The organism is Rhodoplanes azumiensis (genome assembly GCF_042682915.1).
In the GTDB taxonomy this organism is placed as follows: domain Bacteria; phylum Pseudomonadota; class Alphaproteobacteria; order Rhizobiales; family Xanthobacteraceae; genus Rhodoplanes; species Rhodoplanes azumiensis.
Genome location: NZ_JBHUIW010000035.1, coordinates 1 through 26,505 on the forward strand (window position 1 = coordinate 1; position 26,505 = coordinate 26,505).

Below are 26,505 nucleotides of genomic sequence, written 5' to 3' on the forward strand. Positions count from 1 at the left end.
CTGGATCCTCCGAGACAAGCTCTTGCCCACCCGAAATGTGTGCATGCCGTAGCGCGCAGCGGGGAGAGGGAAAGCGAGCACTCGCGACGTCATTCGCACCACCGGTCGCCGCCGCCTCCTGCCCGCCGGCTGGGCGGCGGCTGCGTAAACTCGACGCTACCGAAGCGAGTTTCGATCTCGTATGATTCGAGGCTTCCCGGAGGAGTCATGTCGCGAGACTGTATCCAGATCATCCGCCGCGGGCGGGTTCTTCGGCTGCGCGATTTCACGCCGCGCACCACGGTGCTGGACTGGTTGCGTTTGGAAGAACGCTCGACCGGCACCAAGGAGGCCTGTGCCGAGGGCGACTGCGGCGCCTGCACGGTGGTGCTGGCGCGCCGGCGCGGCGACCGCGTCGTCCACGAGCCGGTCAACTCCTGCATCGCCTTCCTGGGCCAGATCGACGGCGCCGAGCTGATCACGGTGGAGGATCTGGCCGGGTCCGGGCCGGACGGATCCGGCCCGGAGAAGAGCGGCGCGCTTCATCCGGTGCAGGCAGCGCTCGCACAGGGGCACGGCTCGCAGTGCGGCTTCTGCACACCCGGCATCGTGATGAGCCTGTTCGCTCACTACCACCGCGTGTCCGACGACAAGCCCCGCGACCATGCGCCGTCGCGGGACGAGATCGACGAGGTGCTGGCCGGCAATCTGTGCCGCTGCACCGGCTACCGCCCGATCGTCGACGCCGCGACGGCGAGCCTCGCCGCCCCGGCCGCCGACCGTTTCGCCCGCAGCGCGCCGGAGCGTCTGGCGGCGCTGCGCGAGCTGGAGGACGGCCAGGACGTCCTCGTCGGCGACGAGACCTCGTTCTTCGCCGCGCCGGCGAACGAAGACTCCCTCGCCGCGTTGCTGGAGCAGCACCCGGACGCGACCATCGTGGCGGGCGCCACCGATGTCGGTCTTTGGGTGACGAAGAAGCTCGCCGCGCTGCCCAAGATCGTCCATGTCGGCCGCGTCGCCGGGCTCGATGCCGTCACCGACACGGCCGACACGCTGACGCTCGGCGCGGCGCTGCCGCTCGCCCGCGCCAGGCCGCTGCTGGGCGGGCTCGACCCCGACATCGACGAGCTGATGCGCCGCTTCGGCTCGACCCAGGTACGCACCTCGGGCACGGTCGGCGGCAACATCGCCAACGGCTCGCCGATCGGCGATCTCGCGCCGGTGCTGATCGCGCTCGGCGCAACGATCGAGCTGCGCAAGGGCGCGCGCGTCCGCACCGTGCCGGTGGAGGACTTCTTCGTCGCCTACGGCAAGCAGGATCGCGAGACCGGCGAGTTCGTGCGCCGGCTCGTCGTGCCGAAGCCGGCCGCCGACACGCGGCTGCGCGTGTTCAAGATCACCAAGCGCATGGACGAGGATATTTCGGCCGTGATGGGCGCCTTCGCTTTCACGCTGCGAGGTGATCGGATCGCGTCCGCCCGCATCGTCTCGGCCCGCATCGCCTTCGGCGGCATGGCGGGCGTGCCGAAGCGCGCGACCGCCGTCGAGACCGCGCTCGCCGGGGCGCCGGTCGCCGACCCCGCCACCTGGCGCGCGGCGGCGGAGAGGATCGGCGATGACTTCACCCCGCTCACCGATCAGCGCGGCAGCGCCGCCTACCGGCTGCAGGTGGCGAAGACCATCGTGATCAAGGCGCTGGCCGAGATCGCCGGCGTGCCGAGCGCGACGACGCGGGTGCGCCCGAGGGAGGTCGCCCGTGTCGCTTCGTGAAAAGCCCGAGGACATGCTGCGTCACGTCAGGAAGCCGCTGCCGCACGACAGTGCCGTCAAGCAGGTGCAGGGCGCCGCGCCCTATATCGACGATCTTCCCGAGCCGGCCGGCACCCTGCATGTCGCGGTCGGCGGCGCCACCAAGGCGCACGGCACGCTCGTGACGCTCGATCTCGATCGCGTCCGCACCGCGCAAGGCGTCGTCGCCGTCGTCACGGCGGCCGACATTCCCGGCAGGAACTGCGTCGCCGCCCACATGGACGACGAGCCGATCCTCGCGTCCGACACGATCGAGTTCCACGGCCAGCCGCTGTTCGCCGTCGTCGCGACGAGCCGTGACGCCGCGCGTCGCGCGGTGCCGCTCGCCGGCATCGAGATCACGCCGGCACCGCCCGCCGTCACGATCGACGACGGCCTCGCGACGGGCGCGCGCGTGCTGCCCGACTATGCGTTCGTCGGCGGCGACGTCGAAGCCGCCATCGCGGCGGCGCCCCACAAGGCGTCCGGCACGCTGCGCATGGGCGGCCAGGAGCACTTCTATCTGGAAGGCCAGATCGCGCTCGCGATCCCGGGCGAGGACGGCGCCATGCTGGTGCATTCCTCGACCCAGCATCCGACCGAGGTGCAGCACATCGTGGCGCGCACGCTCGGCGTGCCGGACGCCTTCGTCACCTGCGAGGTCCGCCGCATGGGCGGCGGCTTCGGCGGCAAGGAGACGCAGGCCTGCCAGTGGGCCGCGATCGCCGCCATCGCTGCGCGCGTCACCGGCCGGCCGTGCAAGCTGCGGCTCGACCGTGATGCCGACATGATGATGACCGGCAAGCGTCATGACTTCCGCGTCGACTGGTCGGTCGGCTTCGACGATGCGGGGCGCATCGCCGGGCTCGACGTGCTGCTCGCGGCGCGCTGCGGCATGTCGGCGGACTGCTCGGCCGGCGTCGTCGACCGCGCCATGTTCCACGCCGACAACACCTATCATCTGCCCGCCTTCCGCATCGACACGCGCCGCGTGAAGACCAACACGGTCTCCAACACGGCGTTCCGCGGTTTCGGCGGGCCGCAGGGCATGCTGGCGGCCGAGCGCGTGGTCGACGCCATCGCCTGGTCGCTCGGCCGCGATCCGCTCGACATCCGCAAGGCGAACTTCTACGCGCCGGGCCGCGACCGCACGCCCTATGGGCAGACGATCGAGGATCACGACGTCGGACTCGCGCTGATCGAGGAGCTGGAAAGGACGTCCGACTATCGCGCGCGCCGCGCCGCGATCGCCGCGTTCAACAAGACGTCGCCGATCCTCAAGCGCGGCCTCGCGCTGACGCCGCTGAAGTTCGGTATCTCGTTCACGCTCGCCGCGATGAACCAGGCCGGTGCGCTCGTGCATGTCTATCAGGACGGCTCGGTGCATCTGAACCACGGCGGCACCGAGATGGGGCAGGGGCTGTTCCAGAAGGTGGCGCAGGTCGCGGCGGAGGAGTTCGGCATCGGGCTCGAGCGGGTGCGCATCACGCCGACCTCGACGGAGAAAGTTCCGAACACCTCGCCGACCGCCGCCTCCTCGGGCAGCGACCTCAACGGCATGGCCGTGCAGGCGGCGTGCCGCACCATCAAGGCCCGCATGGTCGCCTTCGCGGCGGACAACTGGCAGGTTCCGGAGGAGCAGATCCTCTTCGCCGACGATCACGTGCAGATCGGCAACCAGCGCATCGGCTTCGGCGAGCTCGCCCACGCGGCGCATTGCGGCCGCGTCTCGCTGTCGTCGACCGGCTTCTACAAGACGCCGAACCTGCACTGGGATCGCGCCCGCGGCACCGGCCATCCGTTCTTCTATTTCGCCTGGGGCGCCGCGGCGAGCGAGGTGCTGATCGACGCCGGCACGGGTGAGAACAAGGTCTTGCGCGTCGACATCCTCCACGACGTCGGCCGCTCGCTCAATCCGGCGCTCGACATCGGCCAGATCGAGGGCGGCTTCGTCCAGGGCATGGGCTGGCTCACCACCGAGGAGCTGGTGTTCGATGCCGAGGGCCGGCTGCTCACGCACGCGCCGTCGACCTACAAGATCCCGGTCGCCTCCGACGTGCCGGCCGACTTCCGCGTCGCGCTGTTCGACGGGGCGAACCGCGAGGAGACCATCTACCGTTCCAAGGCGGTCGGCGAGCCGCCGTTCAACCTCGCGATCTCGGTGTTCTGCGCTCTCGCCGATGCCGTCGAGGCGGCGCGTCCGGGCGCCGGCGCGCGGCTCGACGCCCCGGCGACCCCGGAGGCGATCGTCACGGCGATCGGCGAGCTCGACGTGGCGGCGGCGCTCGGCGCGGCGCTGGCACGGCCGAGCTGATCCCGTCGCGCCCCGATGGCGGTCTTCGCCCGCATCGCCGAGACGATCGCGCAGCACGGCCGCGCCGCGCTGGTCAGCGTCGTGCGGGTCGCCGGCTCGTCGCCGCGCGAGGCCGGGGCGCGGCTGGTCGCGCGCCCCGACGGTGGGTTCTGGGGCTCGATCGGCGGCGGCCGGCTCGAATACGAGGTGCTGGCCGAGACCACGGCGACGCTCGCGAGCCCCGAGGCGGCGCAGGCGCGATTCCGCACCTGGACGCTCGGTCCCGATCTCGCCCAGTGCTGCGGCGGGGTGGTGACGACACTCACCGAGATCTTCGATCGCGCCGATCAGGAAGCGATCGCGGCGCTGGCTGCGGCCGAGCGCGGCGGACCCTTCACGACGATCGCGCAGCTCGGCGAGGACGGCCGGATTCGCCGCGAGATCGTCTCCGGTCCGGCGGCGGTCGCGATCCGCACCGGCCGGCCCGAAGCGGGCGAGCCGTTCCTGGAAGCGTTCGGCGACGAGCTCACGCCGGTGCTCTTGTTCGGGGCCGGTCATGTCGGCCGCGCCTTGGTGCTGGCGCTGGCGCCGCTGCCCTTCGCGGTGCGCTGGATCGACAGCCGGGCCGAAGCCTTCCCGAGCCATCTGCCGGCCAATGCGGTCGCGGTCCACAGCGAGACGCCGGAGCGCGAGGTCGACGCGGCGTCGGCCGGCGCCCTCGTCCTGGTGATGACGCACGCCCACGCGCTCGACTACGCCGTCGCGACCCGGGCGCTGCAGCGCGAGAAATTCGATCTGGTCGGCATGATCGGCTCGGCCACCAAGCGCGCGCGCTTCGCCTCGCAGGCCCGCGCGCTCGGGCTCTCCGAGGAAGCGATCGCCCGCCTCGTCTGCCCGATCGGCCTGCCCGAGATCGGCGGCAAGACGCCGGCCGTCATCGCCGCCTCGGTCGCGGCGCAGCTCCTCGTCGCCCGCGAAAAGCTCGGCGCCGTGCCGCGGCGCTCGGCCGGCGGCCGCGCCGGTCAGGGCTGAGCGTCGGGCGCCTCGGCTTCTCCGCGCCAGCCGCACGCGGTCAGCGCGGCGGCGAGGTGCGGCGGCACCGGCGCCGTCACCCGCACGGGCGGCTTGTTCTTCGACAGCGGCACGACGATCTCCCGGGCGTGCAGGTGCAAGCCGGGGCCGCCGAACCGCGGGCCGCGGCCGTAGATGGTGTCGCCGAGGATCGGGAAGCCCATCGCGGCGCAGTGCACGCGGAGCTGGTGGGTGCGGCCGGTGAGCGGCGACAGCGCGAGCCAAGCGAGCGGTCCGGTGAGCGACCCGACGAGCGGTCCGGCGCCGGTGCCCGGTCCGGTCGCGCCGGCGCCTGCCGCGCCGCTTCGGCCCAGCACGTGCCAGGTCGACACCGAGGGCAGCCCGTTCGGGTCCGGCTTCATCCACCAGCCGCGGGTCTCGTCGAGCCGGCCGAGCGGCATGTCGATGGTGCCCTCGTCGGCCTCCGGGCCGCCCTCGACCACGGCCCAGTAAGTCTTCTTCACCTCGCCGTGCTTGAACAGGAGCCCGAGATGGGCGAGCGCCTTGCGGTGGCGCCCCAGCACCAGGCAGCCGGAGGTCTCTCGATCGAGCCGGTGGGCGAGGGCAGGCGCGCGCGGCAGGCCGAAGCGCAGCGCGTCGAACGAGTCCTCGAGGTTCTCGCCGCCCTTCGGCCCGCGGTGGACCGGCAGGCCGGCCGGCTTGTCGATCACGATCATCAGCCCGTCCCGGTGCAGGACGCGCGCAAGCATCTCTTCCTGTGTCATGGCGAAAGCGCTATCACGGCAGCCGACATGACCGATAGCACCGAAGACACCGAGAATACCGCCGCGGGACAGTGGTGGCGCCGGCTCTCGACCGGGCTGAAGCGCACCTCGGCCTCGATCGGCGGGGCGATCGCCGATCTCGTCACCAAGCGCCGGCTCGACCACGCCGTGGTCGAGGAGCTGGAGGAGGCGCTGATCCGCGCCGATCTCGGCATGGAGACGGCGGTGGCGATCGCCGGCAAGGTCGGCGAGGGGCGCTACGACAAGCAGGTCACGCCCGAGGAGGTGAAGGCGATCCTGGCCGCCGAGGTCGAGACGATCCTGGCGCCGGTCGCCAAGCCCTTGGTGATCGATCCGGCCAAGAAGCCGTTCGTCGTGCTGGTGGTCGGGGTCAACGGGTCGGGCAAGACGACGACCATCGGCAAGCTCGCGGCGCGGCTCACCGCGGAGGGCCGCAAGGTCGTGCTGGCCGCCGGCGACACGTTCCGGGCCGCCGCCATCGAACAGATCAAGATCTGGGGCACCCGCACCAGGAGCCCGGTGATCGCCGGCACCCAGGGCGGCGACGCCGCGAGCCTCGCCTTCGAGGCGCTGGAGACGGCGCGCAGCCAGGACGCCGACGTGCTGATCGTCGACACGGCCGGGCGGCTGCAGAACAAGTCGACCCTGATGGGCGAGCTCGAGAAGATCGTCCGGGTGATGCGCAAGGTCGACGCCAGCGCGCCGCACGCCGTGCTGCTCGTCCTCGACGCCACGGTCGGGCAGAACGCGATGTCGCAGGTCGAGGTGTTCACCAGGACGGCGGGCGTCACCGGCCTGGTGATGACCAAGCTCGACGGCACGGCGCGGGGCGGCATTCTCGTGGCGGTCGCGGCCAAGTACGGCCTGCCGGTTCACTTCATCGGGGTCGGCGAGGGCGTCGACGACCTCGCGCCCTTCGAGGCGAAGGATTTCGCCAAGGCGGTCGCGGGGATCGAGTAGGTGAGGGGACTGTCATTCCGGGGCGCGCCGAAGGCGCGAGCCCGGAATCCTCAATCCCGGTGCGGGCGGTTCACGAGACACCGGGCGTATGGATCCCGGGCTCGGCGCTGACGCGCCGCCCGGGGACGACGGGCGCAGTCGCCCGTGCGCTCACCCCGCGATCAGCGCCTTGTAGCCCGCCTCGTCCAGGAGCCCGTCGAGCTGGGCCTTGTCGGTGATCGTCATCTTGAACAGCCAGCCCTGGCCGGCCGGGTCGGTGTTGACGAGGCCCGGCTCGGCGACCACGGCCTCGTTTACCTCGGTCACCTCGCCTGCGACCGGCGCGTAGATGTCGGAGGCGGCCTTCACCGACTCGACGACGGCCGCCGCGGCGCCTTGATCGAACGAGGCGCCGACGCCCGGCAGCTCGACGAAGACAAGGTCGCCGAGCTGCTCTTGAGCGTGGTCCGTGATGCCGACGACCGCGACGTCGCCGTCGAGCCGCAGCCACTCGTGGTCCTTGGTGAATTTCAGCATCGACGTCTCCGGAGATCAGGGCGCAGGGCGAGTGTCGGTCGACGGCGCGGTCGGCGCGGCGGGCTTGTCGGCGTCGCCGGCGGCATGGCGCGCGAGGAGGCGCACCTGCGCCACGGCGAACAGGAAGGTCAGCGGCACGAAGCCGAACAGCTTGAAGTTCACCCAGAAGTCGGTGCTCTGGGTGCGCCAGACCAGCTCGTTGACGGCGGCCATCACGACGAAGAACACGGTCCAGCGCACCGTCAGCTTGCGCCAGCCTTCCTCGGTGAGGTCGAACACGCTGTCGAACACCATCGCGAGCAGCGGCCGGTCGCGCCACAGGCCGACCGCCAGCACGACGGCGAACAGCATGTAGATCAGGGTCGGCTTCAGCTTGATGAAAGTCTCGTCGTGCAGCACCAGCGTCAGCCCGCCGAACACCAGCACGATCACGGCCGAGACGACCGGCATCACCGGCAGGTGGCGGGTCAGCGCATAGGACACGGCGAGCGCGGCCACGACCGCGACCATGAAGGTGCCGGTCGCGGCGAAGATGCCGAATTTCGCGTTGGCGGCGAAGAACAGCACCAGCGGGCCGACGTCGAGGGCGACCTTGAGGGCGGGGTTCAGGCGGGTCTCTGACATACGGGGATCCACGCAGGAGCGGCGCACGGCTGCACCTAGCACGAGGCTCGCCCACCGCGCCACCGCCCTGCGCCGTCCAGCCGGGCCGCCCCGGCGGAACCGCACGTCCGATCGTGCACACAGGACGGCCATCCGGCACCGCGCGTGTGACGCCACCGCCACAGCCCCCGGCTGTTCACGGTGAACATCTCGTCAAAACCATGGTTGGAAATTGACCCGTCCGGAAAACGCCCCACACTGACGAATCAGAGAGCGAGGCGACGCCATGTCGGACTTCAGGATCAAAGACTTTCTGGACCGGCTCGGCGAGCTCGGCCTGTTGTTCTCGGCCACCCGGCTGGCGGACGGCAGCATCCGCCTCAACCAGTGGCGCGGCATCAATTATTACGAAAACGAGCCGGAGATCCGCCGGATCTGGTCGGACGCCATGGACGGCCGCGAAGGCCGCGCCCAGGACATCGCCCGTTACGTCGAGCTGACCCAGAGCCGGGCGCGCTCGCTCAAGGCGGCCTGACGCCTCCACCGAATCTGCCTTCCCGGCTGTGCCGAGACGGCACGTCTGCCCTGTCCGTCGCTTTTCGGGCGCCGGTTGTGGCCAATTCGCCACGCCGTGTCGCGCCTCGAACACGCCCAAGAATCGGCCCGTCCCGTCCCAGAATTCGCCCCGCCGGTCTGGTCGATAGGCGGCCGGGGGAGTGCCGGGCCGGCATCGTCGTCGATGGCGGAGCGGCCGAAGGGGACGAGACATGAGATCGGTGATCGCCGTCCTGCTGGCGGGCTTGCTCCTGGCGTCGCCCGCCGCGGCGGCCGGGGAGCAGCCGCCACGCCCCGGCGAGACCGTCGTGGCCGGCGCCGTCGCGACGGACGCCTTCGCGTCGGGCGAGGCGGTGCTGCACTTCATCCAGGGCTACCGGGCGCGGCCCGAGCCGACGCGCGTGCCCGCGGCGCTTCGCGCGGCGAGCCGGACCGGGGCGCTGGCGCGGCCCGAGGCGGCCGGCCTTCATGTCGGCTTCCTGGCCGGCGTGATCGCGGCGCAGCCGACCCGCGCCGATGCCCTGATCGCCGCCCTCTCGCCGTTCCCGCAGGAGGACGCCTGGGTGATCATCCGGGCGATCGCCTATTCGGGACATCCGGACTGGAAGGGCCTGCTCGCCCGCAGCGCCGCCCGCTTCCCGCACCACGACGCGATGATCCAGGCCTATGTCAGCGACCGCCTGCCGACGCTGGCCCGCCTCGCCATGGACGAGCCCGCCTCGGTGTGGACGCGCCTGCGCGGCTGGTTTCGGTTCGGCGAGCCGGCCGACAAGATGCCGGCGCTCGCGGTCGGCCCGGACGTGCTCGACACCCTGTGGGGCATCTATTTCGCCACCGGCGACGCGGCGCCGCTCGCCCGCATCGTGGCGCTGCTGCCGTGGTCGGAGGAGCGCGCCGACGCCGGCCGGCTGACGGTCGGCTGCATGGCGAAGTTCACGCTGGCCGCCAATGCGGCGCGCGACCCCGTGCTGCTCGGCCTCCTGCGCGGTGAGCTCGCCGGCCAGCCGGCGGGAACCGCCGGCGTGCTGAAGGACACGATCGCGGCGGCCGAGTCGATCGACCTCGGCCGCATCCGCAAGGAATCGATCGACGCCATCCGGGCGCTGGAGAAGGGAACGCCGCCGGCGACGCCGCAGCGCGACTCGTCGCTCTGGCGCCGGACCGTCGCCGCCGTGCTGCTGCGATAGGGCGCGCGGCTCAGCGCGCCTCCTCGGTCCGCGGCGCCTGCTCGGCCGGTGGCGTGGCGTCGGTGGGCAGCGGGGCCTGCGTCGGCGAAGGGGGCGCGGCGGCGGGCTGCTCGGGCGTCGGCTGGTCGACGGCCGCGGGCGGCGCCTCCGGCGGAGCCGCGGCCGGCGTGGGTGACGGTTCGGGCGGCGGTGACGGTCCGGGGGCCGGTGCGGCCGGTGCGGCCGCGGCGGTCGCGACGGCGCGGGACGGATCGCCGACATAGCCGGCGATCAGCACCACCCCGGTGTCGCGGTCGCGCAGCGCGAACCAGAACGGCTTGTCGAAGACGACCCGCGGGTTCTGGTTGCGCAGCGCCGAGCGCACGGTGAGCACGGCGGTGGCAGCGGCCGCCTCGGTGCCCGTCTCGTCGATCCTCAGCACCGTCTTCTGGATCACGTCGGAGAGGCGCTGGCCGGGACCGAAGCCGTCGAGCGCGGTCGGCGACGCGCGCCCCTCCTTCAGCCCGAGTGCGTCGAGGCCGGGCAAGAGCCCGGCGCGCTGGTCGAGCGCGATCCGCGGCAGCGACACCTCGACGGTCGCGGCGGCGAACTCGCGCCCGGACAGCCAGTCGGCCACCGGCGCGAAGCCCGCGGCCGGCAGCGGCTTCTCCTTCGCGGTGACGAGCACCAGGCCGAAGCGCGGCGACTGGTAGCCGAGCTCGACCGCGACGAAGGTGTCGTCGCTGCGCATCGGCGTGCCCTCGATCGTCCCGGCCATCATCGGCACCTCGACGGTCGAGCCGTCGGCGCGGGTGAACGGCGCCGGCCGGGTGCGGCCCGGCGCGAAGGCGGTCTTCCAGCGATCCTTGAAGTAGAGCGCGTTGACGGCGACGAGCCCGGGATCGGCCGGCGCGCGATCGAGCAGCGTCGGGATCAGGCCGCGGGTCTTCTCGCTCACCCAGCCGTTGATCTTGGCGAGCGACTCCGGGCTGCCGAGCGGGTCGCGAAACACCTCGCCGCCGGCGGCCGTGACGGCGGCCAGCACCGAGTCTTTCGGCGTCATCGCCGGGTCGATCCAGATCGCGTCGGCGACCGACAGCACGTCGGCGAGGCCCTTGTCGGCCATGACGGCCGCCGTGATCTCCCGCACCGAGGCGAAGTCGACCGGCGGCGGCAGCGTCCGGGCCGGCCCCGCCTTGGCGGATTTCCGCGCCTTGTCGCCCTTGCGGGGTTTCTCGGCCTTGCCGGCTGGCTTGTCCGGCGCGGCGGGGGGCGGTGCCGCCTCCGCGAAGCCGAGCGCCTCGGTGAAACCGAGCACACGGGAGAGCGCCGCCTCGAGCTTGGCGTCGGCGCCGAGCGCGATCAGGCCGGACACCATGGCGAGGCTGCCGGGCGACACCATCAGGTTGGCGGCGTCGGGCGTCTCCTTCTGCAGCGCCTCGACCAGCCTCACGGCGAGCCGCGTCTGGGCGGTCCGCATGGCGGCGACGTCGACCTTCACGGGCGTCGCCGGACCGGACGTCTGGCCGGGAACCGGTGCCCCCGGCGGCCGGTCGGTCGATTTCGTCTTCGGCTGCGCCTTCGGTGCGCTCGACGCGCTCCGTTGTGTCGCGGCCTTGCCGTCCCGTTCGGCCGGCGCCGACCAGACCGGGTCCGAAACGGTGACGGCCGCCAGCGCGAACAGCGTGGCGGCGGCGACGGCGATCACCTTGCGGGACATCGCACCCTCCCTGGCACTCTCCCTGGTGTCGGCGGCGGCACGGGAGGTTCACGGCCGGTCGCGGCGAAGCTTACGCGCGCGGGCGAGCAAAGGCTACGCGCGGGGTGGGGCTGGCACAGGCCCGACGAAACGTCCGCCCGGGAAGCGGTGAGCAGGCGGCTCGGTTGTCGGATATCGGGGCGGGGCAGAGCCGACGCGGCCGGATCGGAACGGCGTCGGGGCGGCTGGCGGAGCACACGGGCGGCCCGATCGGCCGCGTCGTTCAGGAGCCTGGGTTCAGGTGGCGTCGGTGTGTGCGGCCTCGGTTACGCGGCCTCGGTTACGCGGCCTTGGTTACGCGGCCTGCTTGGGATCGACGGTGCGGAAGCTGGTGCGGATCACCTCGGTGCCGCACTGGTCGCAGGCGTAGGTGGTGTCCTGGATGCGAGGCTCGGCCTTGGTCGTGCTGACCGACCGATACGACATGCGCTGGGCACAGCGCGGGCAGGGAATGATGAGGGACGGCAACGAGCTAGCGGAGGCTACACCCAGACGGCGCATTCAAAGTCCTCCTCGATTTTCCAGTCCGTGCAATTGCGCATGTCTAGTCCAGCGCGCCGAGGCGGTACGAGTCAATACAAATTTGTGCTATGCACAATTAATGGAAGGTATGCGCAGGCCGCACCTTGGGGTGGCATCATGCATACAAGCCGAACCGTGGTGGCCCGTCTCGCTCGATGGTCTCGCACCGCACAACCGCGACTCGCGCTACGGCCGCAGCGCAAACCCTCGCCGCGGCGGCCGCCCTGCCGGCGGTTGCGGGCGCCTATGTCTTGGCCATCCGGTTGGATAACCCGGTCCTTGTGCGCCTCGCCGGCCGCCCGGCCGGCACGTTGGGCCCCGGGCGCTATCTCTATTGCGGGTCGGCGCGCGGTCCCGGCGGGTTGCGCGCCCGCGTCGCCCGCCATCTGCGCCGGCGAAAGACGCTGCGCTGGCACGTCGACCGGCTGACCACGACAGGCCGGGTGATCGCCGTGTGGGCCGTTCCGAACGACGACGAATGTGCGCTCGCCGCACAGCTCGGCGGCCTGCCCGTGCCGGTCCCGGGCTTCGGCTCGAGCGACTGCGCCGCCTGCCCGAGCCATCTGTTCGCCTGGCCGGAGGGCGTCGTCCTGCCGTTCGGCGCGCCGACTCTTTCCCGCGAATGACCCTGTCACGCGATCGAGGGGCGGTGGCCCGCCGTCAGGTCTTCGGGGCGCCGTGGTCCTGCGGCTCGCCGGGCTGCTCGGGGCCGACCCGGAACGGCCGCATCATCTCGTTGTCCTCGTGCTCGACCATGTGGCAGTGCCAGACGAACTGGCCGGGCTTCGAAAACCGCATCCGCACTCGCGTCACCTCGCCGGGCCGGGCGATCACGGTGTCCTTCCAGCCGTCCTCCTCGGGCCGCGGGGGGTGCGCCGGCCCCTCCGGGCGCCCGGTCTCGTCGTCGAGGGCGCGGCGGTCGACGACCTGGAACAGGACGTCGTGGACGTGCATCGGATGCGCGTCGCCGGTGAGATTGTGGAACGCCCAGTCCTCGGTGTCGCCGGCTGCGGGGTTCTCGGTCACCGGGTCGGCCCAGTGGCGCAGCGTGACGCCGCGGTCGCGGCCGAGCCCGGGATCGAAGGTGGCGAGCGCCGTCTCGTGCGGCACCTCGCCCTTGCGCGACGGGGCCATCTGCTCGACCAGCGCCAGCGACCGCGTGCGCACCGGCTCGGGCAGCGGGGCGATCGGCGGCAGGGCGAGGCGGGCCGGCGGCGTGGTCGCATCGGGACCGGTCGCGGCGACGACGCGGACCTGCATCACCTGGCCGGTGCTGCGGCGCTCGGCCGGATCCTCGTCCGGCGCGCCTTTGTAGGGCGCGTCCGGCCCGAGATTGCGCAGCGTGACGCGGCTGCCCGGCGCGAGCCGCGAGAAGTCGACGATCAGATCGGCGCGCTCGGCCGGCGCCAGCAGCACGTCGCGCAGCTTCACGGGCGCGCGCAGGAAGCCGCCCTCGGTGCCGATCTGCCAGACCTCCACCTTGGGGTCGGCGAAGCGCAAGATCAGGACGCGCGAATTGCAGGCGTTGAGGATGCGCAGCCGATAGCGCCGCGGCTCGACCTCGCAGCGCGGCCAGGCGCGGCCGTTGACCACCATCACGTTGCCGAAGAACTCCGGCACCCAGATCGGCGACACCTCGGAGGTCGGGATGAACGGTCCGGCATAGCCGTCGAACAGCCGCCGGCTGTCCGGGTAGAAGAGCGATCCGTCGGCGTTGAACGAGCGGTCCACGATGGCGAGCGGGATCTCGAACGCGCCCGCCGGCAGCACCGCGGCCGTCCCGCTGCCGAAAACGGTCGGCTGATCGGCCGGGTCGTCGCTGCGGATCAGATACAGGCCGGCGAGGCCCGCATAGACGTTGAGCCGGGTGAGCCCGAGCGTGTGGTCGTGATACCAGAGCATCCCGGGGCGCTGGCTGTTGGGATAGCGAAAGGTGACGCGCCCCGCCCCCCAATCGCCGCGGCCCGACTTCGCCCAGAAAAAATCGTACCAGGTGCCGACCGGCGCGACGCCCTCGGGCAGGTCCACGGCGTCGGGCAGCACCCAGGCTTCCGGATAGCCGTCGCTCCAGTCCTCGACGGCCTCCATGCCGTGCACATGGGTGACCAGCGGCACCGGCCCGCGATACGGACCCGGCGTCGTCGTGAAGGTCGGGCGGGTGTCGCGGCGGCCGCCCGGATTGGCCCAGTGCAGCGTCGGGTCGACCGGCAGGAGGTGCGGCCGGAAGCGCCGCTCCGCCGTCGTCAGGTCGTTGATCCAGGTGATCTCGATCGGCGTGCCGCGCGTCGCCTCGATGGTCGCGGCCGGCGACGCGAAGCTGTCGTCGTGGCCCTCGGCGCCGTAGCACCAGAGAGGGGTCCGGCCGAAGGGCGGCGGCAGCATCTGCCGGCGCTGCTGGCGCGCCGCGATCCGGTAGGCGTTCGGCCCGGAGCGCGGCATCGCCTTCGGCACGACGAGCGGCAGCGCGAACCGCTCGACGCGGTCGGTGCGCAGGCTGCCGCCCATCACCGGACCGGCGATCGCACGCGAGCGGCCCGACGGATCCTGGACGAACAGGCCGAGCGCGGTTCCGGTCCCATAGGCCAGGAAGGCCCGGCGATCGATCGGCATGGCGTGCTCCGGCTGTCCGACGACCTGATCACATGCGCAGGATCGTATGCGATCGGGGATCGAACCGGAAGCCGGCGTCTGGCACTGCGGCGGAACACGGTGCCGCAGCCTTGGACAATTGCGCGGCGGATCAGCCGTGGCGCGGCGTGCCGAACGGCAGCATACGGGCGAGGGCGCCGTCCTTCAGCATGGTGTGGTGGACGATGGCGGCCACCGCGTGCACGCCGGCCAGGACGACGATCAGGTTGGCGCCGATCTCGTGCATCTCGCCGAGCCGCTCGGCGAGGTCGCGGTCCGGCCCGATCAGCGGCGGAAAATTGAACAGGCCGAAGAAGCCGACCGTGCGGCCCTTCGCCCACACCATCGCCATGCCGGCGATCAGGACGATGAACAGGAGGAGATAAAGGCTCAGATGCATGGCCTTGGCGGCCATCTGCACGAGCGGCGCGCCGGGGATCGGGTCGGGCGGCGGCACGCAGATGCGGCGCGCGAGGCGCAGCACCGTGAAGGTCAGCACCAGCAGGCCGACCGAGACGTGGAGGCCGATCAGCTGGGCCTTGGCGGTGCCGCGCGGCATGTCCTCCATCATCTGGCCGCTGACGAACGTGCCGGCGACGGCGATCAGCGTCAGCCAGTGGAGGGCCTGGGTGAAGGTGTCGTAGCGAAATCTCTCGGTGCCGATGGGCGGCGTGGCGATGGACGTGGACATGATGCGGCATCCCGATCTGCTTCAGGAACAATGCCGCCTCGTCGCACGCGCCGGCTGACGCGCTTCTGACCCGTGGCGTCAGGCTCCCGTCAGCGGGCCTGTGGCGTGCCCGCCCGCGGCAGATGGACGGCCGCGGTCATGCGGCCGGGCTCGGTCGGGCCGAGCCGCAGCGCACCGTTCCAGGCGTCGGCGATATCGCCGGCGATGGCGAGGCCCAGCCCGGTGCCGGGGCCGGTGTCGATGCGGCCGCCGCGGGCGAGCGCCTGCGGCACCAGGGCGGGCGGGATGCCGGGCCCGTCGTCGACCACCCGCAGCACCACGTCGCCGTCCTCGGCGGCCGCCGTGACGGCGACGCGCTCACGGGCGTGGCGGGCGGCGTTGTCGAGGAGGTTACCGAGGATCTCGGCGAGATCGTCGGGGGCGATGCGGGCGGCGAGCTGCGGATCGATCGTCACCTCCCAGTCGAGCGCATCGCCCGTCGGGGTGCGGCGGACGACGTCGACGACCCGCTGCGCCACCGCGCCGACCGGGGCGGCCGCATCGGCCGCGACCGCGGTGCGCCTGGCGCGGGCGAGCTCGCGCTCGACATGCCGCCGCATCGTCTCGCCGACCAGGTCGAGATCGGCCGCGATCGCCGTCTCGCCCTTCTGCTTCAGCCGGTCGATGTCGCCGGCCAGCACCTGCAGCGGCGTCTTCAGCCCGTGGGCGAGGTCGGCGGCGCGGGCGCGGGCCGTCTCGACCTGGCGATCGCGCTGGTCGAGCAGTCCGTCGACCTCGGCGGCGAGCGGCCGCACCTCGTCCGGAAACGCAATGCCGAGCCGCTCGGCGCGGCCGGACCGGATCGCGGCGAGGCGCGCCTGCACGGCGGCGAGCGGGGCGAGGCCGACCCGCACCTGCACGGCGGAGGCGATCACCAGCAGCAGCGCGACCAGCGCCAGGAACGGCAGCAGCTCGGTGGTGAACTCGGCCCGGGCGGCGGCGAGGTCGGCGGCGTCGCGTCCGACCACCAGTCGCACCGTGGCGCCCCCCAGCCGCGCCGGCAGCACGACGCGGCGCTCGACCGCCATCAGCCGCGTCTCGCCCGGCCCGGCGATGCGATGGCGATGCACGGTGCCCTCCGGCGGCTCGTCCTCGGGCGGGGTCAGCTCGAAGTCCCACAGCGAGCGCGAGCGGTCGACGAGGCCGCCGGGCTCCTGCGCGACCTGCCAGTAGAGGCCGGACAGCGGCTTCTCGAAGCGGGGATCGTCGGGCGGATCGGCGACGACGAGCTTGCCGTCGGCGTCGCGGTCGATGCCGGCGGCGAGCCGGTCGAGCAGCACGACGAGCTCGTCGGTCATGCCGCGCTCGGCGTGGCGCTCGAACAGCACCGACAGGCCGAAGGCGGCGACGCCGAGCGCGACCAGGATCGAGACGGCGCCGGCGACGAGCAGGCGGAGCCGGAGCGAGCCGCCGATCACGAGGTCGCCTCCTTGTCCTCGCCGATGCGGTAGCCGAAGCCGCGCCGCGTCTCGATGGCGTCGGCGCCGAGTTTTCGACGCAGCCGCATGACGAGGGCCTCCAGCGCGTTGGCGTCGCGGGCGTCGTCGGTGCCGTAGAGCTGGTCGATCAGCTCGTGCGGCGGCACCACGCGATCCTGGTGGAGCGCCAGATAGGCGACCAGCCGGTACTCCAGCGGCGAGAGGTTCACCGGAACGCCGCGGCAAGAGACCTTCATGTCGCGCGGATCGACGGTGAGCGGGCCGGCCGTGATCACGGCGGTGCCGATGCCGGCGGAGCGGCGGATCAGGGCGCGGGCGCGGGCGACCAGCTCCTCCATGCGGAACGGCTTCGGCAGATAGTCGTCGGCGCCGGCGTCGATGCCCTCGACGCGCTCGGCCCAGGTGCCGCGCGCCGTGAGGATCAGCACCGGCGTCTGGCGGTGGTTGGCGCGCCAGCGCTTGAGCACGGCGAGGCCGTCGAGCCGCGGCAGGCCGAGATCGAGGACGACCAGCGCGTAGTCCTCGGTGTCGCCCTTGAACCACGCCTCCTCGCCGTCGGCGACCACCTCGACGACGCCGCCGGCGGCGGTGAGCGCCGCGGCGATGTCGCGGGCGATGCGGGGCTCGTCCTCCACCACCAGGATGCGCATCGCGCGTCGTCCTCTCGGTTCCGTCCTCGGGCGTCGTCTGCGGGTGTCGTTCCTCAGTCGTCGTCCTCGATCGGCTTGCCGGTCAGGGCGTCGACCTTCACCTCGACCAGCTTGCCGTCCGGGCGCAGCGCCTTCACCTCGTAGACGATGCGACCGTGGCAGCGCTCGAGCTCGACGTCGATGGCCTGACCGCCGAGCTCCTTCTCGATCACGGGCAACAGCTCGGAAAGCGGCTTCGCACGCCCCTCGGACAGCGCCTTGAGGGCGCAGTCGTGATCGCCGCGCTGGCGACGACGACGCCCTTCGCCGCGTCCCTCCCCGTAGCGTCCGTCGCCGCGGCCGCGGCCGGCCCAGGGGGGCGGGCCGCCACCGCCCCAGGGCGGACCGTCGCCGCGCTGGGCGAAGGCGGACGTCGCGGCGGTGACGAGGGCGAGGCTGGCGAGGAGGAGGGATCGGCGGGGGAGGGTCATCACGACAGTCTCGTCGCGTCGTGCTGACGGGCGCCTGACGGGCCGCGTCAGACCCGGATCAGCCGCCCTGTGCGACGCTTGCAGTCGATCGGGAGCATTCGTCCCGACCGGAACTCAGGAGGACGACATGATAACGGCTCGCACGATCGTCGTCGCGGTCGCGCTCGTCGCCGCCGGCACGCTCGCGGCCGATGCGCAGGGCTGGGGCCAGGGGCAGGGCTACGGACGGGGCTGGGGTCAAGGAGCTGGTCCCGGGTACGGCCGCGGCTACGGCCAGAGCTACGGCCAGAGCTACGGTCAGGGCTACGGCCCCGGCTACGGTCAGGGTTATGGTCAGGGATACGGCTGGCGGCAGGCCACCGGCCCTTGCGCGGCTGCCCCGAACACTCCCGGCTGCTGGCGCGTGCAAAATCCCGACAAGCACGCCGCCTGCTTCAAGGAGGCGGACGCCAAGGGCCTGCGCGCCGGCCCGCGCCGCGCCTTCTTGACCGAGTGCATGACCAAATAGCGCGTTCCGCGTCCGGGACGGTGGCGAGCGCCGCTGTCCCGGGCGCGTCCTCGCTCCGGGGACGCGCCGAACGCCGGCGTCCGCCGTGAGTCAGCGGACCCGGAAGGCGCCGTGGCAGCCGGCGCATTGGGTCGTGATGGCGGCGATGCCGGTCATCAGCGCCTTCCAGCCGGCCGCGTCGGGCGGATCCGCCACGGTCTGGGTGACGCGGGCGAAATCGTCGGCGGCGCGATGGAACGCGAAGCTCATCTCGCGGAACTCGGCCGGCATGTGGCGCCCGATCCCGAGCCCCTGACCGATCGCCATCTCCTTGCGGGCGAGGACACCGGCCTCCTTGACGCGGCCGCCGCCGACCAGCTGCAGCACCTGGTCGAGCGTCGTCATGTGGGTCCGCATGTGCTCCAGGAAGGTCTGCCGCACGTCGGCCGGTAGATCGATCAGCAGGCGCGGATCGTCGCTCTCCGGCGCGGCCCGGACCGCCGCCGTCGTCGCCACCAGGGCGAAGCCCACCAGCAGGCCGGCCGTCAGCCGGGTCGCGCGTCTCGCCGTCATGCAGGCCCGTCTTGTCGTGCCGGTCCGTGTCATCCTCGCCTCCGTCGTGATCATTCGTGGAGAGCCTGCGCGCGCGAACCTGACCGCGACCTGACGACGCTGCGGCGGCACGCTTCCTTAACCGTGATCGCAGTTGTGCCCGAACACCACACGGAACCTCAGGCGCCCTTAACGCTCGGGCCGGTAGACCACCAGGGCGGACTAGCCTGAATGAGCCGTCTCCGGTCGAGAGCTCGCCCACGATGTCGCCTGCCGCGATACCGCCGAACGAAGCCGAACGCCTCGCCGCGCTGCGCCGTTGTGCCGTCCTCGACACCGCGCCGGAAGAGAGCTTCGAGCGCATCACCCGTCTGGTGGCGCTGCTGACCGGCGTGCCGGTCGCCGTGATCAGCTTCGTCGACCGCGATCGCCAGTGGTTCAAGTCGCGCGTCGGCCTGACGACGACCGAGACCTCGCGCGAGGTCGCGTTCTGTGCTCACGCGATTCTCGGCGACGAGCCGTTCGTCGTCGAGGACGCGCGGTGCGATCCGCGCTTTCACGACAACCCGCTGGTGACCGCCGAGGACGGGATCCGGTTCTATGCGGGCGCGCCGATCCGCACGGCCGACGGCTTCAATGTCGGCGCGCTGTGCGCCATCGATCGGGTGCCGCGCCGGCTCGGCGCCGAGCGGATCGCGGCGCTGCGCGAGCTGGCCGCCATGGTGGCGACCGAGCTCGACCTGCGCGTCGCGAACCAGCGCCTCGCCGGCGAGCTCGTCGCGCGCGCCAAGGTCGAGAGCGGGCGAGCGCTCGTCCGGCAACGCCTGCAGGATCTGCTCGAGACCGCCACCGACTGGCTGTGGGAGACCGACGCCGAGCACCGCTTCGTCTACGTCTCCCATCCGATGCCGGCCGGCGTCGCCGGCGGCGCCTTCCTGGGCCGCACCCGCCGCGAGCTGGCCGGCGCCGATCCCGCCGACCCGGTGTGGACGAGCCATGTCGCCGATCTCGAGGCCCACCGGCCGTTCCGGGCGTTCCGCTACGCGGTGCGGCGGGCCGACGGCGGGATCAGCCATCTGGAGACCAGCGGCAAGCCGATGCTCGACCGGGCCGGTCGGTTCGTCGGCTATCGCGGCACCGGGCGCGACGTCACCGCGATCGTCGAGTCCGAGAGCGCGATGCGGGCGATGAGCGCCAAGCTGCACGCCTTGCAGGCGTCGGGCGTGATCGGCGTGATCACCTGCGAGGGCGACCGCATCGTCGACGCCAACGACGAGTTCCTGCGCATCGTCGGCCACGATCGCGCCGACGTCGAGGCCGGCCGGCTGGCGTGGTCGCGGATCGCCCCGCCCGGCCTGCGCGCCGCCGATGACGACGGCCCGGCCGGATCGGGCGGATCGGCCGGGCCGTTCCAACGCCTGTGCTTGCACCGCAGCGGCGCCCGCGTCCCGGTCGCCATCAGCTCCTTCACGCTCGACGGCGTCGCCGGACAGTGGATGGCGCTGGTGCAGGACGTCAGCGAGCAGAAGGCCCGCGAGGCGCAGATCCGCGACCTCGCCCATCGGGACACGCTGACCGGGCTCCTGAACCGGCGCTCCTTCAACGAGCAGCTCGCCCGCTGCCTCGCTCCGGGCCGCGACGGCGCGCGACGCGGCGGCGCCCTCGTCGTTCTCGACCTCGACAACTTCAAGGACGTCAACGACGCGATCGGCCACGACGCCGGCGACGCGCTGCTGCAGACCGTCGCCCATCGGCTGCTCCAGGCCACCGGGGACAGGGACGTCGTGGCGCGGCTCGGCGGTGACGAGTTCGCCGTCGTCCTGGTCGACGTCGACGCGCCGCAGGAGATCGAGCGGCGCGCCCGGCGCCTCCTCGAGGCACTGAGCCAACCGGTGCGCCACCGCGACGAGACCCTTCACCCGAGCGCCAGCATCGGCGTGACGCGCTTCCCGCAGGACACCGACGACGCCGCGGAGCTCCTGAAGAACGCCGACGTCGCGCTCTCTCGCGCCAAGGCGGCCGGCAAGCGCTCGGTGTCGTTCTTCGATCCCGGCATGATGGACGACGCCGTCGCCCGGCTGAAGCTGCTCAACGAGGTGCGGCTCGCCATGGCGGAGAACCAGTTCCGCCTCGCCTATCAGCCGGTCCTCCGGATGGAGGGGCGCGGGCATTCCGGCTTCGAGGTGCTGATTCGCTGGCTGCATTCGCGCCGCGGGTTGCTCGGCCCCGGCGCGTTCCTCGACGCCATGGAGGCGGCCGGCCTGCACGGCTGGGTGGCCCGTTTCGTCCTCGAGACGGCCGCCCGCCAGGCGCGCGGCTGGCTCGACCACGGACTCGATCCCGGCACCATCGGGGTCAACATGTCGGGCAGCCAGATCCGGGCGGACGGCTTCGCCGACGACATGCTGGCCGTGCTGACGGCCTGGCGGATCGCGCCGCAGCGCATCGTCCTCGAGGTCACCGAGCAGGGGGTCATCGCCGAGGATCCGCGCGTCGCGGCGGCGCTGGCGCGGCTGCACGCCGCCGGCGTCCGCATCGCGCTCGACGACTTCGGCACCGGCTACTCGTCGCTGGCGCATCTGCGGCGTTTCCCGGTCGACGTTCTCAAGATCGATCGCTCCTTCGTGACCGACATCGGCACCGACGCCGGCGACACCGCGATCACCCGCGCCATCGTCAACCTCGCCCACAGCCTCGATCTCGAGGTGGTGGCCGAGGGGATCGAGACCGAGGCGCAGTTCGCGAGGCTTTCGGCGCTCGGCTGCGATCTCGGCCAGGGCTTCCTGCTCGGCCGGCCGATGTCGGCCGAGGCGGCGACCGAATGGCTCGGCGGCGTCCCCGGGCGGGCCGCCGCGGCCGGCTGAACGCCGACCACACCCACTTCGTCGTCCGCGGACGCGGCGGCGCCCCGATCGACCCGACCGGCCGGCGTGACCGCGATTGCGGTAACAGGGAACGGTTCGGGGCTTGCCGCGTTGAACAGTCACCACTGGCCAGGAGAACCCTCATGCAAGCCATGCCCGATACCGCGCCGGGCGCGTCGCCGGCGACGTGCCCGACCCTGCAGGTGCTCGCCGCACGCTGGTGGCTCGTGCTGCTGCGCGGCGTCGTCGCTATCCTGTTCGGCGTGCTGGCCTTCGCCTGGCCGGGGCTGACGATCCTCACCCTCGTGGTGTTCTACGGTGCTTTCGCGTTCGCCGACGGGATTCTCGCGATCGGCGGGGCGATCGCCGGCAAGGGGCCGACCTCGGCGCGCTGGTGGCTGGTGCTGTCGGGCGTGCTCGGCCTCGCGGTCGGCGCCATCGCCTTCGTCGCCCCCGGCGCCGTCGCCGTGGCGCTGCTGATCTTCATCGCCGCCTGGTCGATCGCGCTCGGGGTGATGCAGATCGTCGCCGCGATCCAGCTCCGCAAGGAGATCGAGCACGAGTGGCTCCTGATCCTCTCCGGGATCGTCTCGGTGCTGTTCGGCGCCATCCTGCTGTTCCAGCCGGTCGCCGGCGCGCTCGCGGTCGTGTGGATGATCGCCGCCTACGCGATCGTCTCCGGCATCGTCTACATCGCCTGGTCGTTCCGCCTGCGCGCCTGGCACGCCAAGCGGACGACCGCCGGCGCGACGGCGTGACGGCGCAGTCGAGCCGCGCTCGTCGGAACGGATGGCGGGGTCGCGGCCGCGTGCCCCGGACAAGGCGCATCGGGCCGCAGGCCTGACGCGCCGCAGATCCGGGGCCCAGGGGCGGCACGACGGTCGGCGCGACCGGCGCCTCGTCGGGACGCCCTGGGTTCCGGTTCGCGTCGCGATGCGACGCGCCCCGGACACGAGGCTTCGTCCCGGGAGCCGCCGCGGTCTCCTCGGGGCAAATCCTAAAAGCTCTCGCCGACCAGGATGCGGGCCTTGGCGCTGGTCGCCACCTTGCCGTCGGCCATGAGGATGCGGCCGCGCAGGACGACGACGTCGCTCTTGAGATGCGGCGCCTCGGTGACGGTGTCGACGCTCCATTCGAGCGTGATGGTCTCGCCGGCCGGGATCGGGACGTGGAACCGGAACGAGATGTCGTGGCCGATCACGGCGCCCTTGGCGGCGTAGTGGCTGGCCAGGAATCCCATGAGCTGCGCCGCCATCTGCGGCCCCGAGACGATCGGCACCTTGTAGCGGGTGCCGGCGGCGAACGCGGGGTCGTGATGCAGCGGGTTCTTGTCGCCCGCCATCGTCGCGAAGGCGCTCGCCTCGGCGAAGCTGACCGTGAAGGTGGTCGAGAAGGTCTCGGTCGGATCGACGCGCATGCCGGCAACGAACACTCAGTACAGGGTGGCTTTCACGCGCGCCGGATCGGCGTCGTCGTAGGGCGCCGCGGCGATTCGGCCCTGCGAGCAGGCCGCGAGGATCTGGCCCGCGGTCGGCAGCGTGCCGCGCGCGAGGCGCCGCTCCGGATCCCACAGGCGCGAGCGCACCAGCGCCTTCGAGCACTGGAAGTAGACCCGCTCGACCGTGACGACGATGACGGTGCGCGGCGCCTTGCCGTCGAGACGGAAGCTCTCGGTCAGCGCCGGATCCGTGGAGATCACGGCGCGCCCGGTGACCCGCAGCGTCTCGTCGCAGCCCGGGATCACGAACAGGAGCGCGATGCGCGGATCCGCGATCAGATTGCGCAGCGTGTCGATGCGGTTGTTGCCGCGCCGGTCGGGGATCAGCAGCGTCGTCGCGTCGGCGACGCGCACGAAGCCGGCCGGATCGCCGCGCGGCGAGCAGTCGAGCCCGCGGGCGCCGCCGGTCGCGATCACCACGAAGGGCGCCGCCTCGATCAGCGCCCGGTAGGGCGCGTTGACGTGGTCGATCTCCTTGAGGATCGCGGCTTCGCCGGGAGCGTCGTAGAGCGCCTCGAGCGCCGCGAGGCTGGTGACGGTGTGGTCGGCGCTCGCGGTCTCGGTCACGATGCTCCCTTTCGCCGATGATCAGAACGGCCCGCGCGCGGCGATGCCGTCGATGACGGCGGTAAGCTCGCGGATGCGGGTCGCGTAGACGCGCGAAAGGCAGGCGGTGTCGGTGCCGCAGGCCTCTCGGGTTCTGATGAAGGCGCGCTGGGCGTCCTGGATGTCGCCGCGCTGGCCCATGGCGACGAGCCCGGTCGCGACGCCGTAGAGCGTCGCCATGCGGGCCTCGTCCTGGCCGAGCGCGTAAGTGCTGCAGATCGTGCGGTCGGCCGGCGTGGTCGCCTTGGCGCAGTCGATCGGGGAGTAGTCGATCGCCGCGGCCGGCGCCGCGAAGCCCACGAGGGTGATCAGACAGAGACCGGGCAATCGAACGTTCATCGGAGCCTCCTCAGGCGGCGAGAAGCCGCCGCCCATCGTGGCCCGTGACGATGACGTCGACAATGCGTCCCGGCGCGCCGCCCGCGATTTTGACCGGCGTGAACTGTTCGGTGCGGCCCGTGATGCCGGTCTCGATCAGCACGGCGCGACGCCGGCCGATCTCGTTTTGCAGATGCTGAAGAAGCAGCGCGTCGCCCTTCTGGCGCAACCGCATGGCGCGCTCCTTCACGAGGCGGCCGTCGACCGGCGGCATGCGCGCGGCCGGTGTTCCCGGTCGCGGAGAGAACGGGAAGACGTGCAGATAAGTGAGCCCGCAGGCGTCGACGAGATCGAGCGAGTTCTGAAACATCGCCTCGGTCTCGGTCGGAAATCCCGCGATGATGTCGGCGCCGAACACGACGTCGGGCCGCAGCCGCCGCACCTCGGCGCAGAAGTCGATCGCGTGCTGCCTGGAATGCCGGCGCTTCATCCGCTTGAGGATCATGTCGTCGCCGGCCTGCAGCGAGAGATGCAGATGCGGCATCAGCCGCTTCTCTTCGGCCAGCGCGATCATCAGATCGTCGTCGGCCTCGACCGAGTCGATCGAGGAGAGCCGCAGCCGCGGCAGCTCCGGCACGGCGGCGAGCACGCGGCGCACCAGCGTGCCGAGCCGCGGCGTCTCCGGCAGGTCGGCCCCGTAGCTCGTGATGTCGACGCCGGTCAGCACCACCTCGGCGTGGCCGTTGAGCGCGAGGCGGCGCACCTGGGCGATCACGTCCTCGGTCGCGACCGAGCGCGAATTGCCGCGGCCGAACGGGATGATGCAGAAGGTGCAGCGGTGGTCGCAGCCGTTCTGCACCTGGACGAAGCCGCGGGCGCGTCCCTCGATGCCGTCGATCGCCGGCGCGGCGCCGCTCCGCACCGCCATGATGTCGTCGACGGCGGCCTTGGTGGACGGGTCCACGGCTCCGGTCGCGGGCCCGGCCGCGAACGCCGCGCGGGTCTGCGCCCAGGCGTCGTCCGAGAGCTTCTCGGTGTTGCCCAGCACGCGGTCGACCTCCGGCATGGCGACGAAGGTCGCCGTCTCGGTCTGGGCCGCGCAGCCGGTGACGACGACGCGGGCGCCCGGGTTCTCGCGCTTGAGTTTTCGAATGGCCTGTCGGGTCTGGCGAACGGCTTCACCGGTGACGGCGCAGCTGTTGACCACCACGGTGTCGGACAGCCCGGCCGCCTCGGCGCGGCGGCGGATCGCCTCCGACTCGAAGGCGTTGAGCCGGCAGCCGAAGGTGACGACGTCGACGCTCATGGGGCCGGCGCCCTGCCGGACGTCGCTCCGGGTGACGATGCGCCGGACGTCGTCGCCCCGGTGACGTCGCGGGCGAACAGGGCAGGGTCGAAGCGGCCGTGCCGCTCGTATTCCACCGGCCCGGTCATCAGCACGTGGTCGTCACGCGTGCGCCAGTCGATGATCAGGTCGCCGCCCGGCAACGTCACCCGCACGCGCCGCCCGGTGCGGCCGGTGCGGGCGGCCGACACGGCGGTGGCGCAGGCGGCCGAGCCGCAGGCTTTGGTCAGCCCGGCGCCGCGCTCCCAGGTGCGCATGGCGAGGTGGTCCGGCCCGGTCACGGCGGCGAGCGTGATGTTGGCGCGGTCCGGGAAGATCGGGTGGTTCTCGAGTAGCGGGCCGATCTTGCCGAGATCGTAGGCCCATGGATCGTCCACCCAGAACACCGCATGCGGGTTGCCCATGCTGGCGACCGAGGGCGAATGCAGGATCGGCGCGTCGATCGGCCCGATCTGCAGCTCGATCGCACGGGTGTCGCGGAACTCCTCGGCGAGCGGGATGTCGCGCCAGCCGAACTTCGGGGCACCCATGTCGACCGTGGAGACGAGCGGCTCCTCGCCCTTCCAGGCGTTGATGATCCCGGCCCGGGTCTCGAAGGTCAGCGCCGTCTTGCCGGTGTCGGCGAACACGATGTCGGCGACGCAGCGCATGCCGTTGCCGCAGGCACCGGCCTCCGAGCCGTCGGTGTTGTAGATGCGCACGTAAGCGTCGGTGCCCGGCGTGCGGGCCGGGTAGAGCACCATGAGCTGGTCGAACGGCGCCCCTCCGGGGCTCGCCGCGGCGCGCGCCTCCTCCGGCGTCAGCCGCTCGGGCCGATCGCGCAGATCGACCACGACGATCTCGTTGCCGAGGCCGTTCATCTTCACATAGGGGTGGTCGGCGAGCGCGCTCATCGGACGTTTTGTCGGGGCGGGATTGTCGATTGGTCTCGGTCGGGCGCCTTATATGGGATTTTTGCAT

Annotated in this window: 26 protein-coding genes; 10 read left to right on the top strand and 16 right to left on the bottom strand. The window is 72.1% G+C overall.

The features are described from left to right. Positions 1-207 precede the first annotated feature (207 nt). Genes xdhA through xdhC form a run of 3 tightly spaced genes read left to right on the top strand, consistent with a single transcriptional unit; the run spans position 208 to position 5,092 of the window. The gene (xdhA, locus tag ACFSOX_RS21620; protein ID WP_378479899.1) at positions 208-1,749 is read left to right on the top strand and encodes a xanthine dehydrogenase small subunit; all 1,542 of its coding nucleotides are present in this window, start codon (positions 208-210) and stop codon (positions 1,747-1,749) included. 13 nt (positions 1,750-1,762) lie between these two features. Beyond that, positions 1,763-4,081: a xanthine dehydrogenase molybdopterin binding subunit gene (xdhB, locus tag ACFSOX_RS21625; protein WP_378479937.1), complete on the top strand. Its 2,319-nt coding sequence runs from the start codon at positions 1,763-1,765 to the stop codon at positions 4,079-4,081. Positions 4,082-4,096: 15 nt separating this feature from the next. Further along, the gene (gene xdhC, locus ACFSOX_RS21630) at positions 4,097-5,092 is read left to right on the top strand and encodes a xanthine dehydrogenase accessory protein XdhC (RefSeq protein WP_378479900.1); all 996 of its coding nucleotides are present in this window, start codon (positions 4,097-4,099) and stop codon (positions 5,090-5,092) included. Here xdhC and ACFSOX_RS21635 read toward each other — a convergent pair. After that, the gene (locus ACFSOX_RS21635; RefSeq protein ID WP_378479901.1) at positions 5,083-5,856 is read right to left on the bottom strand and encodes an RluA family pseudouridine synthase; all 774 of its coding nucleotides are present in this window, start codon (positions 5,854-5,856) and stop codon (positions 5,083-5,085) included. The genes xdhC and ACFSOX_RS21635 overlap by 10 nt on opposite strands. A gap of 27 nt (positions 5,857-5,883) precedes the next feature. Here ACFSOX_RS21635 and ftsY point away from each other — a divergent pair, with 27 nt between their 5' ends. After that, positions 5,884-6,837 carry a signal recognition particle-docking protein FtsY gene (gene ftsY / locus ACFSOX_RS21640; RefSeq protein ID WP_378479902.1) on the top strand — a complete coding sequence of 318 codons (954 nt, stop codon included), beginning with the start codon at positions 5,884-5,886 and terminating at the stop codon, positions 6,835-6,837. Positions 6,838-6,987: 150 nt separating this feature from the next. On the opposite strand, the gene gcvH is transcribed toward ftsY, so the two are convergent. After that, positions 6,988-7,353: a glycine cleavage system protein GcvH gene (gene gcvH, locus ACFSOX_RS21645; protein WP_378479903.1), complete on the bottom strand. Its 366-nt coding sequence runs from the start codon at positions 7,351-7,353 to the stop codon at positions 6,988-6,990. A 15-nt stretch (positions 7,354-7,368) separates the two neighbouring features. After that, on the bottom strand, positions 7,369-7,977 hold the full coding sequence (locus ACFSOX_RS21650) for a septation protein A (RefSeq protein ID WP_378479904.1): 609 nt from the start codon (positions 7,975-7,977) through the stop codon (positions 7,369-7,371). Positions 7,978-8,242: 265 nt separating this feature from the next. Between ACFSOX_RS21650 and ACFSOX_RS21655 the strand changes: the two genes are divergently transcribed. Both ACFSOX_RS21655 and ACFSOX_RS21660 read left to right on the top strand, forming a co-directional pair. After that, positions 8,243-8,491: a hypothetical protein gene (locus ACFSOX_RS21655; RefSeq protein WP_111360682.1), complete on the top strand. Its 249-nt coding sequence runs from the start codon at positions 8,243-8,245 to the stop codon at positions 8,489-8,491. A 232-nt stretch (positions 8,492-8,723) separates the two neighbouring features. Next, positions 8,724-9,698 (top strand): hypothetical protein, encoded by a 975-nt coding sequence (locus ACFSOX_RS21660; protein ID WP_378479905.1) that lies wholly within the window; start codon positions 8,724-8,726, stop codon positions 9,696-9,698. Between the two features lie 10 nt (positions 9,699-9,708). Here ACFSOX_RS21660 and ACFSOX_RS21665 read toward each other — a convergent pair whose 3' ends face one another. Continuing rightward, positions 9,709-11,397 (bottom strand): serpin family protein, encoded by a 1,689-nt coding sequence (locus ACFSOX_RS21665; RefSeq protein WP_378479906.1) that lies wholly within the window; start codon positions 11,395-11,397, stop codon positions 9,709-9,711. A 333-nt stretch (positions 11,398-11,730) separates the two neighbouring features. Next, a complete protein-coding gene (locus ACFSOX_RS21670) occupies positions 11,731-11,862 on the bottom strand; it encodes a hypothetical protein (protein WP_272779918.1) in 132 nt (43 codons plus the stop codon). Positions 11,863-12,239: 377 nt separating this feature from the next. Here ACFSOX_RS21670 and ACFSOX_RS21675 point away from each other — a divergent pair, with 377 nt between their 5' ends. After that, entirely contained in the window at positions 12,240-12,584 is a 345-nt protein-coding gene (locus ACFSOX_RS21675) for a GIY-YIG nuclease family protein (protein WP_378479907.1), read from the top strand. A 34-nt stretch (positions 12,585-12,618) separates the two neighbouring features. On the opposite strand, the gene ACFSOX_RS21680 is transcribed toward ACFSOX_RS21675, so the two are convergent. The 5 genes from ACFSOX_RS21680 to ACFSOX_RS21700 form a co-directional block, all read right to left on the bottom strand. Then, complete coding sequence (locus ACFSOX_RS21680) at positions 12,619-14,568, bottom strand: multicopper oxidase family protein (protein WP_378479908.1); 1,950 nt, start codon at positions 14,566-14,568, stop codon at positions 12,619-12,621. Positions 14,569-14,698: 130 nt separating this feature from the next. Next, positions 14,699-15,277 (bottom strand): cytochrome b, encoded by a 579-nt coding sequence (locus tag ACFSOX_RS21685; protein WP_378479909.1) that lies wholly within the window; start codon positions 15,275-15,277, stop codon positions 14,699-14,701. 89 nt (positions 15,278-15,366) lie between these two features. Continuing rightward, on the bottom strand, positions 15,367-16,734 hold the full coding sequence (locus ACFSOX_RS21690) for a sensor histidine kinase (RefSeq protein WP_378479910.1): 1,368 nt from the start codon (positions 16,732-16,734) through the stop codon (positions 15,367-15,369). Further along, positions 16,731-17,405, bottom strand: a complete 675-nt coding sequence (locus ACFSOX_RS21695; RefSeq protein ID WP_378479911.1) for a response regulator transcription factor — start codon at positions 17,403-17,405, stop codon at positions 16,731-16,733. The genes ACFSOX_RS21690 and ACFSOX_RS21695 overlap by 4 nt, the downstream gene beginning before the upstream one ends. A 53-nt stretch (positions 17,406-17,458) precedes the next feature. Next, positions 17,459-17,875, bottom strand: coding sequence for a PepSY domain-containing protein (locus ACFSOX_RS21700; protein ID WP_378479912.1), 417 nt, complete (start codon positions 17,873-17,875; stop codon positions 17,459-17,461). 127 nt (positions 17,876-18,002) lie between these two features. On the opposite strand from ACFSOX_RS21700, the gene ACFSOX_RS21705 reads away from it, so the two are divergent. Further along, positions 18,003-18,383: a hypothetical protein gene (locus ACFSOX_RS21705; protein WP_378479913.1), complete on the top strand. Its 381-nt coding sequence runs from the start codon at positions 18,003-18,005 to the stop codon at positions 18,381-18,383. A gap of 90 nt (positions 18,384-18,473) precedes the next feature. Here the strand turns inward: ACFSOX_RS21705 and ACFSOX_RS21710 are convergent, their stop codons facing one another. After that, complete coding sequence (locus tag ACFSOX_RS21710) at positions 18,474-18,935, bottom strand: hypothetical protein (RefSeq protein ID WP_378479914.1); 462 nt, start codon at positions 18,933-18,935, stop codon at positions 18,474-18,476. Positions 18,936-19,177: 242 nt separating this feature from the next. Here ACFSOX_RS21710 and ACFSOX_RS21715 point away from each other — a divergent pair, with 242 nt between their 5' ends. Further along, positions 19,178-21,778, top strand: a complete 2,601-nt coding sequence (locus ACFSOX_RS21715) for a sensor domain-containing phosphodiesterase (RefSeq protein ID WP_378479915.1) — start codon at positions 19,178-19,180, stop codon at positions 21,776-21,778. 143 nt (positions 21,779-21,921) lie between these two features. Then, positions 21,922-22,536 carry an HdeD family acid-resistance protein gene (locus ACFSOX_RS21720; RefSeq protein WP_378479916.1) on the top strand — a complete coding sequence of 205 codons (615 nt, stop codon included), beginning with the start codon at positions 21,922-21,924 and terminating at the stop codon, positions 22,534-22,536. Between the two features lie 239 nt (positions 22,537-22,775). Here ACFSOX_RS21720 and ACFSOX_RS21725 read toward each other — a convergent pair whose 3' ends face one another. From ACFSOX_RS21725 to dapF, 5 genes are read right to left on the bottom strand one after another with little or no spacing between them, the layout of a single operon-like run. After that, positions 22,776-23,195 (bottom strand): MaoC family dehydratase, encoded by a 420-nt coding sequence (locus ACFSOX_RS21725; RefSeq protein ID WP_378479917.1) that lies wholly within the window; start codon positions 23,193-23,195, stop codon positions 22,776-22,778. A 15-nt stretch (positions 23,196-23,210) separates the two neighbouring features. Then, positions 23,211-23,843, bottom strand: a complete 633-nt coding sequence (locus ACFSOX_RS21730) for a pyridoxamine 5'-phosphate oxidase family protein (RefSeq protein ID WP_378479918.1) — start codon at positions 23,841-23,843, stop codon at positions 23,211-23,213. A gap of 21 nt (positions 23,844-23,864) precedes the next feature. Then, positions 23,865-24,221 carry a lysozyme inhibitor LprI family protein gene (locus ACFSOX_RS21735; protein ID WP_378479919.1) on the bottom strand — a complete coding sequence of 119 codons (357 nt, stop codon included), beginning with the start codon at positions 24,219-24,221 and terminating at the stop codon, positions 23,865-23,867. Positions 24,222-24,231: 10 nt separating this feature from the next. Continuing rightward, positions 24,232-25,506 (bottom strand): tRNA (N(6)-L-threonylcarbamoyladenosine(37)-C(2))-methylthiotransferase MtaB, encoded by a 1,275-nt coding sequence (mtaB, locus tag ACFSOX_RS21740; protein WP_378479920.1) that lies wholly within the window; start codon positions 25,504-25,506, stop codon positions 24,232-24,234. Further along, positions 25,503-26,438, bottom strand: a complete 936-nt coding sequence (gene dapF / locus ACFSOX_RS21745) for a diaminopimelate epimerase (RefSeq protein ID WP_378479921.1) — start codon at positions 26,436-26,438, stop codon at positions 25,503-25,505. Before dapF ends, mtaB begins: the two co-directional genes overlap by 4 nt. Positions 26,439-26,505: the final 67 nt, after the last annotated feature.

Bases quoted from the DNA above. Each gene is read 5' to 3' on its own strand.
- xdhA (WP_378479899.1), top strand. From the start codon at position 208: ATGTCGCGAGACTGTATCCAGATCATCCGCCGCGGGCGGGTTCTTCGG.
- xdhB (WP_378479937.1), top strand. From the start codon at position 1,763: ATGCTGCGTCACGTCAGGAAGCCGCTGCCGCACGACAGTGCCGTCAAG.
- xdhC (WP_378479900.1), top strand. From the start codon at position 4,097: ATGGCGGTCTTCGCCCGCATCGCCGAGACGATCGCGCAGCACGGCCGC.
- ACFSOX_RS21635 (WP_378479901.1), bottom strand. From the start codon at position 5,856: ATGACACAGGAAGAGATGCTTGCGCGCGTCCTGCACCGGGACGGGCTG.
- ftsY (WP_378479902.1), top strand. From the start codon at position 5,884: ATGACCGATAGCACCGAAGACACCGAGAATACCGCCGCGGGACAGTGG.
- gcvH (WP_378479903.1), bottom strand. From the start codon at position 7,353: ATGCTGAAATTCACCAAGGACCACGAGTGGCTGCGGCTCGACGGCGAC.
- ACFSOX_RS21650 (WP_378479904.1), bottom strand. From the start codon at position 7,977: ATGTCAGAGACCCGCCTGAACCCCGCCCTCAAGGTCGCCCTCGACGTC.
- ACFSOX_RS21655 (WP_111360682.1), top strand. From the start codon at position 8,243: ATGTCGGACTTCAGGATCAAAGACTTTCTGGACCGGCTCGGCGAGCTC.
- ACFSOX_RS21660 (WP_378479905.1), top strand. From the start codon at position 8,724: ATGAGATCGGTGATCGCCGTCCTGCTGGCGGGCTTGCTCCTGGCGTCG.
- ACFSOX_RS21665 (WP_378479906.1), bottom strand. From the start codon at position 11,397: ATGTCCCGCAAGGTGATCGCCGTCGCCGCCGCCACGCTGTTCGCGCTG.
- ACFSOX_RS21670 (WP_272779918.1), bottom strand. From the start codon at position 11,862: ATGTCGTATCGGTCGGTCAGCACGACCAAGGCCGAGCCTCGCATCCAG.
- ACFSOX_RS21680 (WP_378479908.1), bottom strand. From the start codon at position 14,568: ATGCCGATCGATCGCCGGGCCTTCCTGGCCTATGGGACCGGAACCGCG.
- ACFSOX_RS21685 (WP_378479909.1), bottom strand. From the start codon at position 15,277: ATGTCCACGTCCATCGCCACGCCGCCCATCGGCACCGAGAGATTTCGC.
- ACFSOX_RS21695 (WP_378479911.1), bottom strand. From the start codon at position 17,405: ATGCGCATCCTGGTGGTGGAGGACGAGCCCCGCATCGCCCGCGACATC.
- ACFSOX_RS21700 (WP_378479912.1), bottom strand. From the start codon at position 17,875: ATGACCCTCCCCCGCCGATCCCTCCTCCTCGCCAGCCTCGCCCTCGTC.
- ACFSOX_RS21705 (WP_378479913.1), top strand. From the start codon at position 18,003: ATGATAACGGCTCGCACGATCGTCGTCGCGGTCGCGCTCGTCGCCGCC.
- ACFSOX_RS21710 (WP_378479914.1), bottom strand. From the start codon at position 18,935: ATGACGGCGAGACGCGCGACCCGGCTGACGGCCGGCCTGCTGGTGGGC.
- ACFSOX_RS21715 (WP_378479915.1), top strand. From the start codon at position 19,178: ATGTCGCCTGCCGCGATACCGCCGAACGAAGCCGAACGCCTCGCCGCG.
- ACFSOX_RS21720 (WP_378479916.1), top strand. From the start codon at position 21,922: ATGCAAGCCATGCCCGATACCGCGCCGGGCGCGTCGCCGGCGACGTGC.
- ACFSOX_RS21725 (WP_378479917.1), bottom strand. From the start codon at position 23,195: ATGCGCGTCGATCCGACCGAGACCTTCTCGACCACCTTCACGGTCAGC.
- ACFSOX_RS21735 (WP_378479919.1), bottom strand. From the start codon at position 24,221: ATGAACGTTCGATTGCCCGGTCTCTGTCTGATCACCCTCGTGGGCTTC.
- mtaB (WP_378479920.1), bottom strand. From the start codon at position 25,506: ATGAGCGTCGACGTCGTCACCTTCGGCTGCCGGCTCAACGCCTTCGAG.
- dapF (WP_378479921.1), bottom strand. From the start codon at position 26,438: ATGAGCGCGCTCGCCGACCACCCCTATGTGAAGATGAACGGCCTCGGC.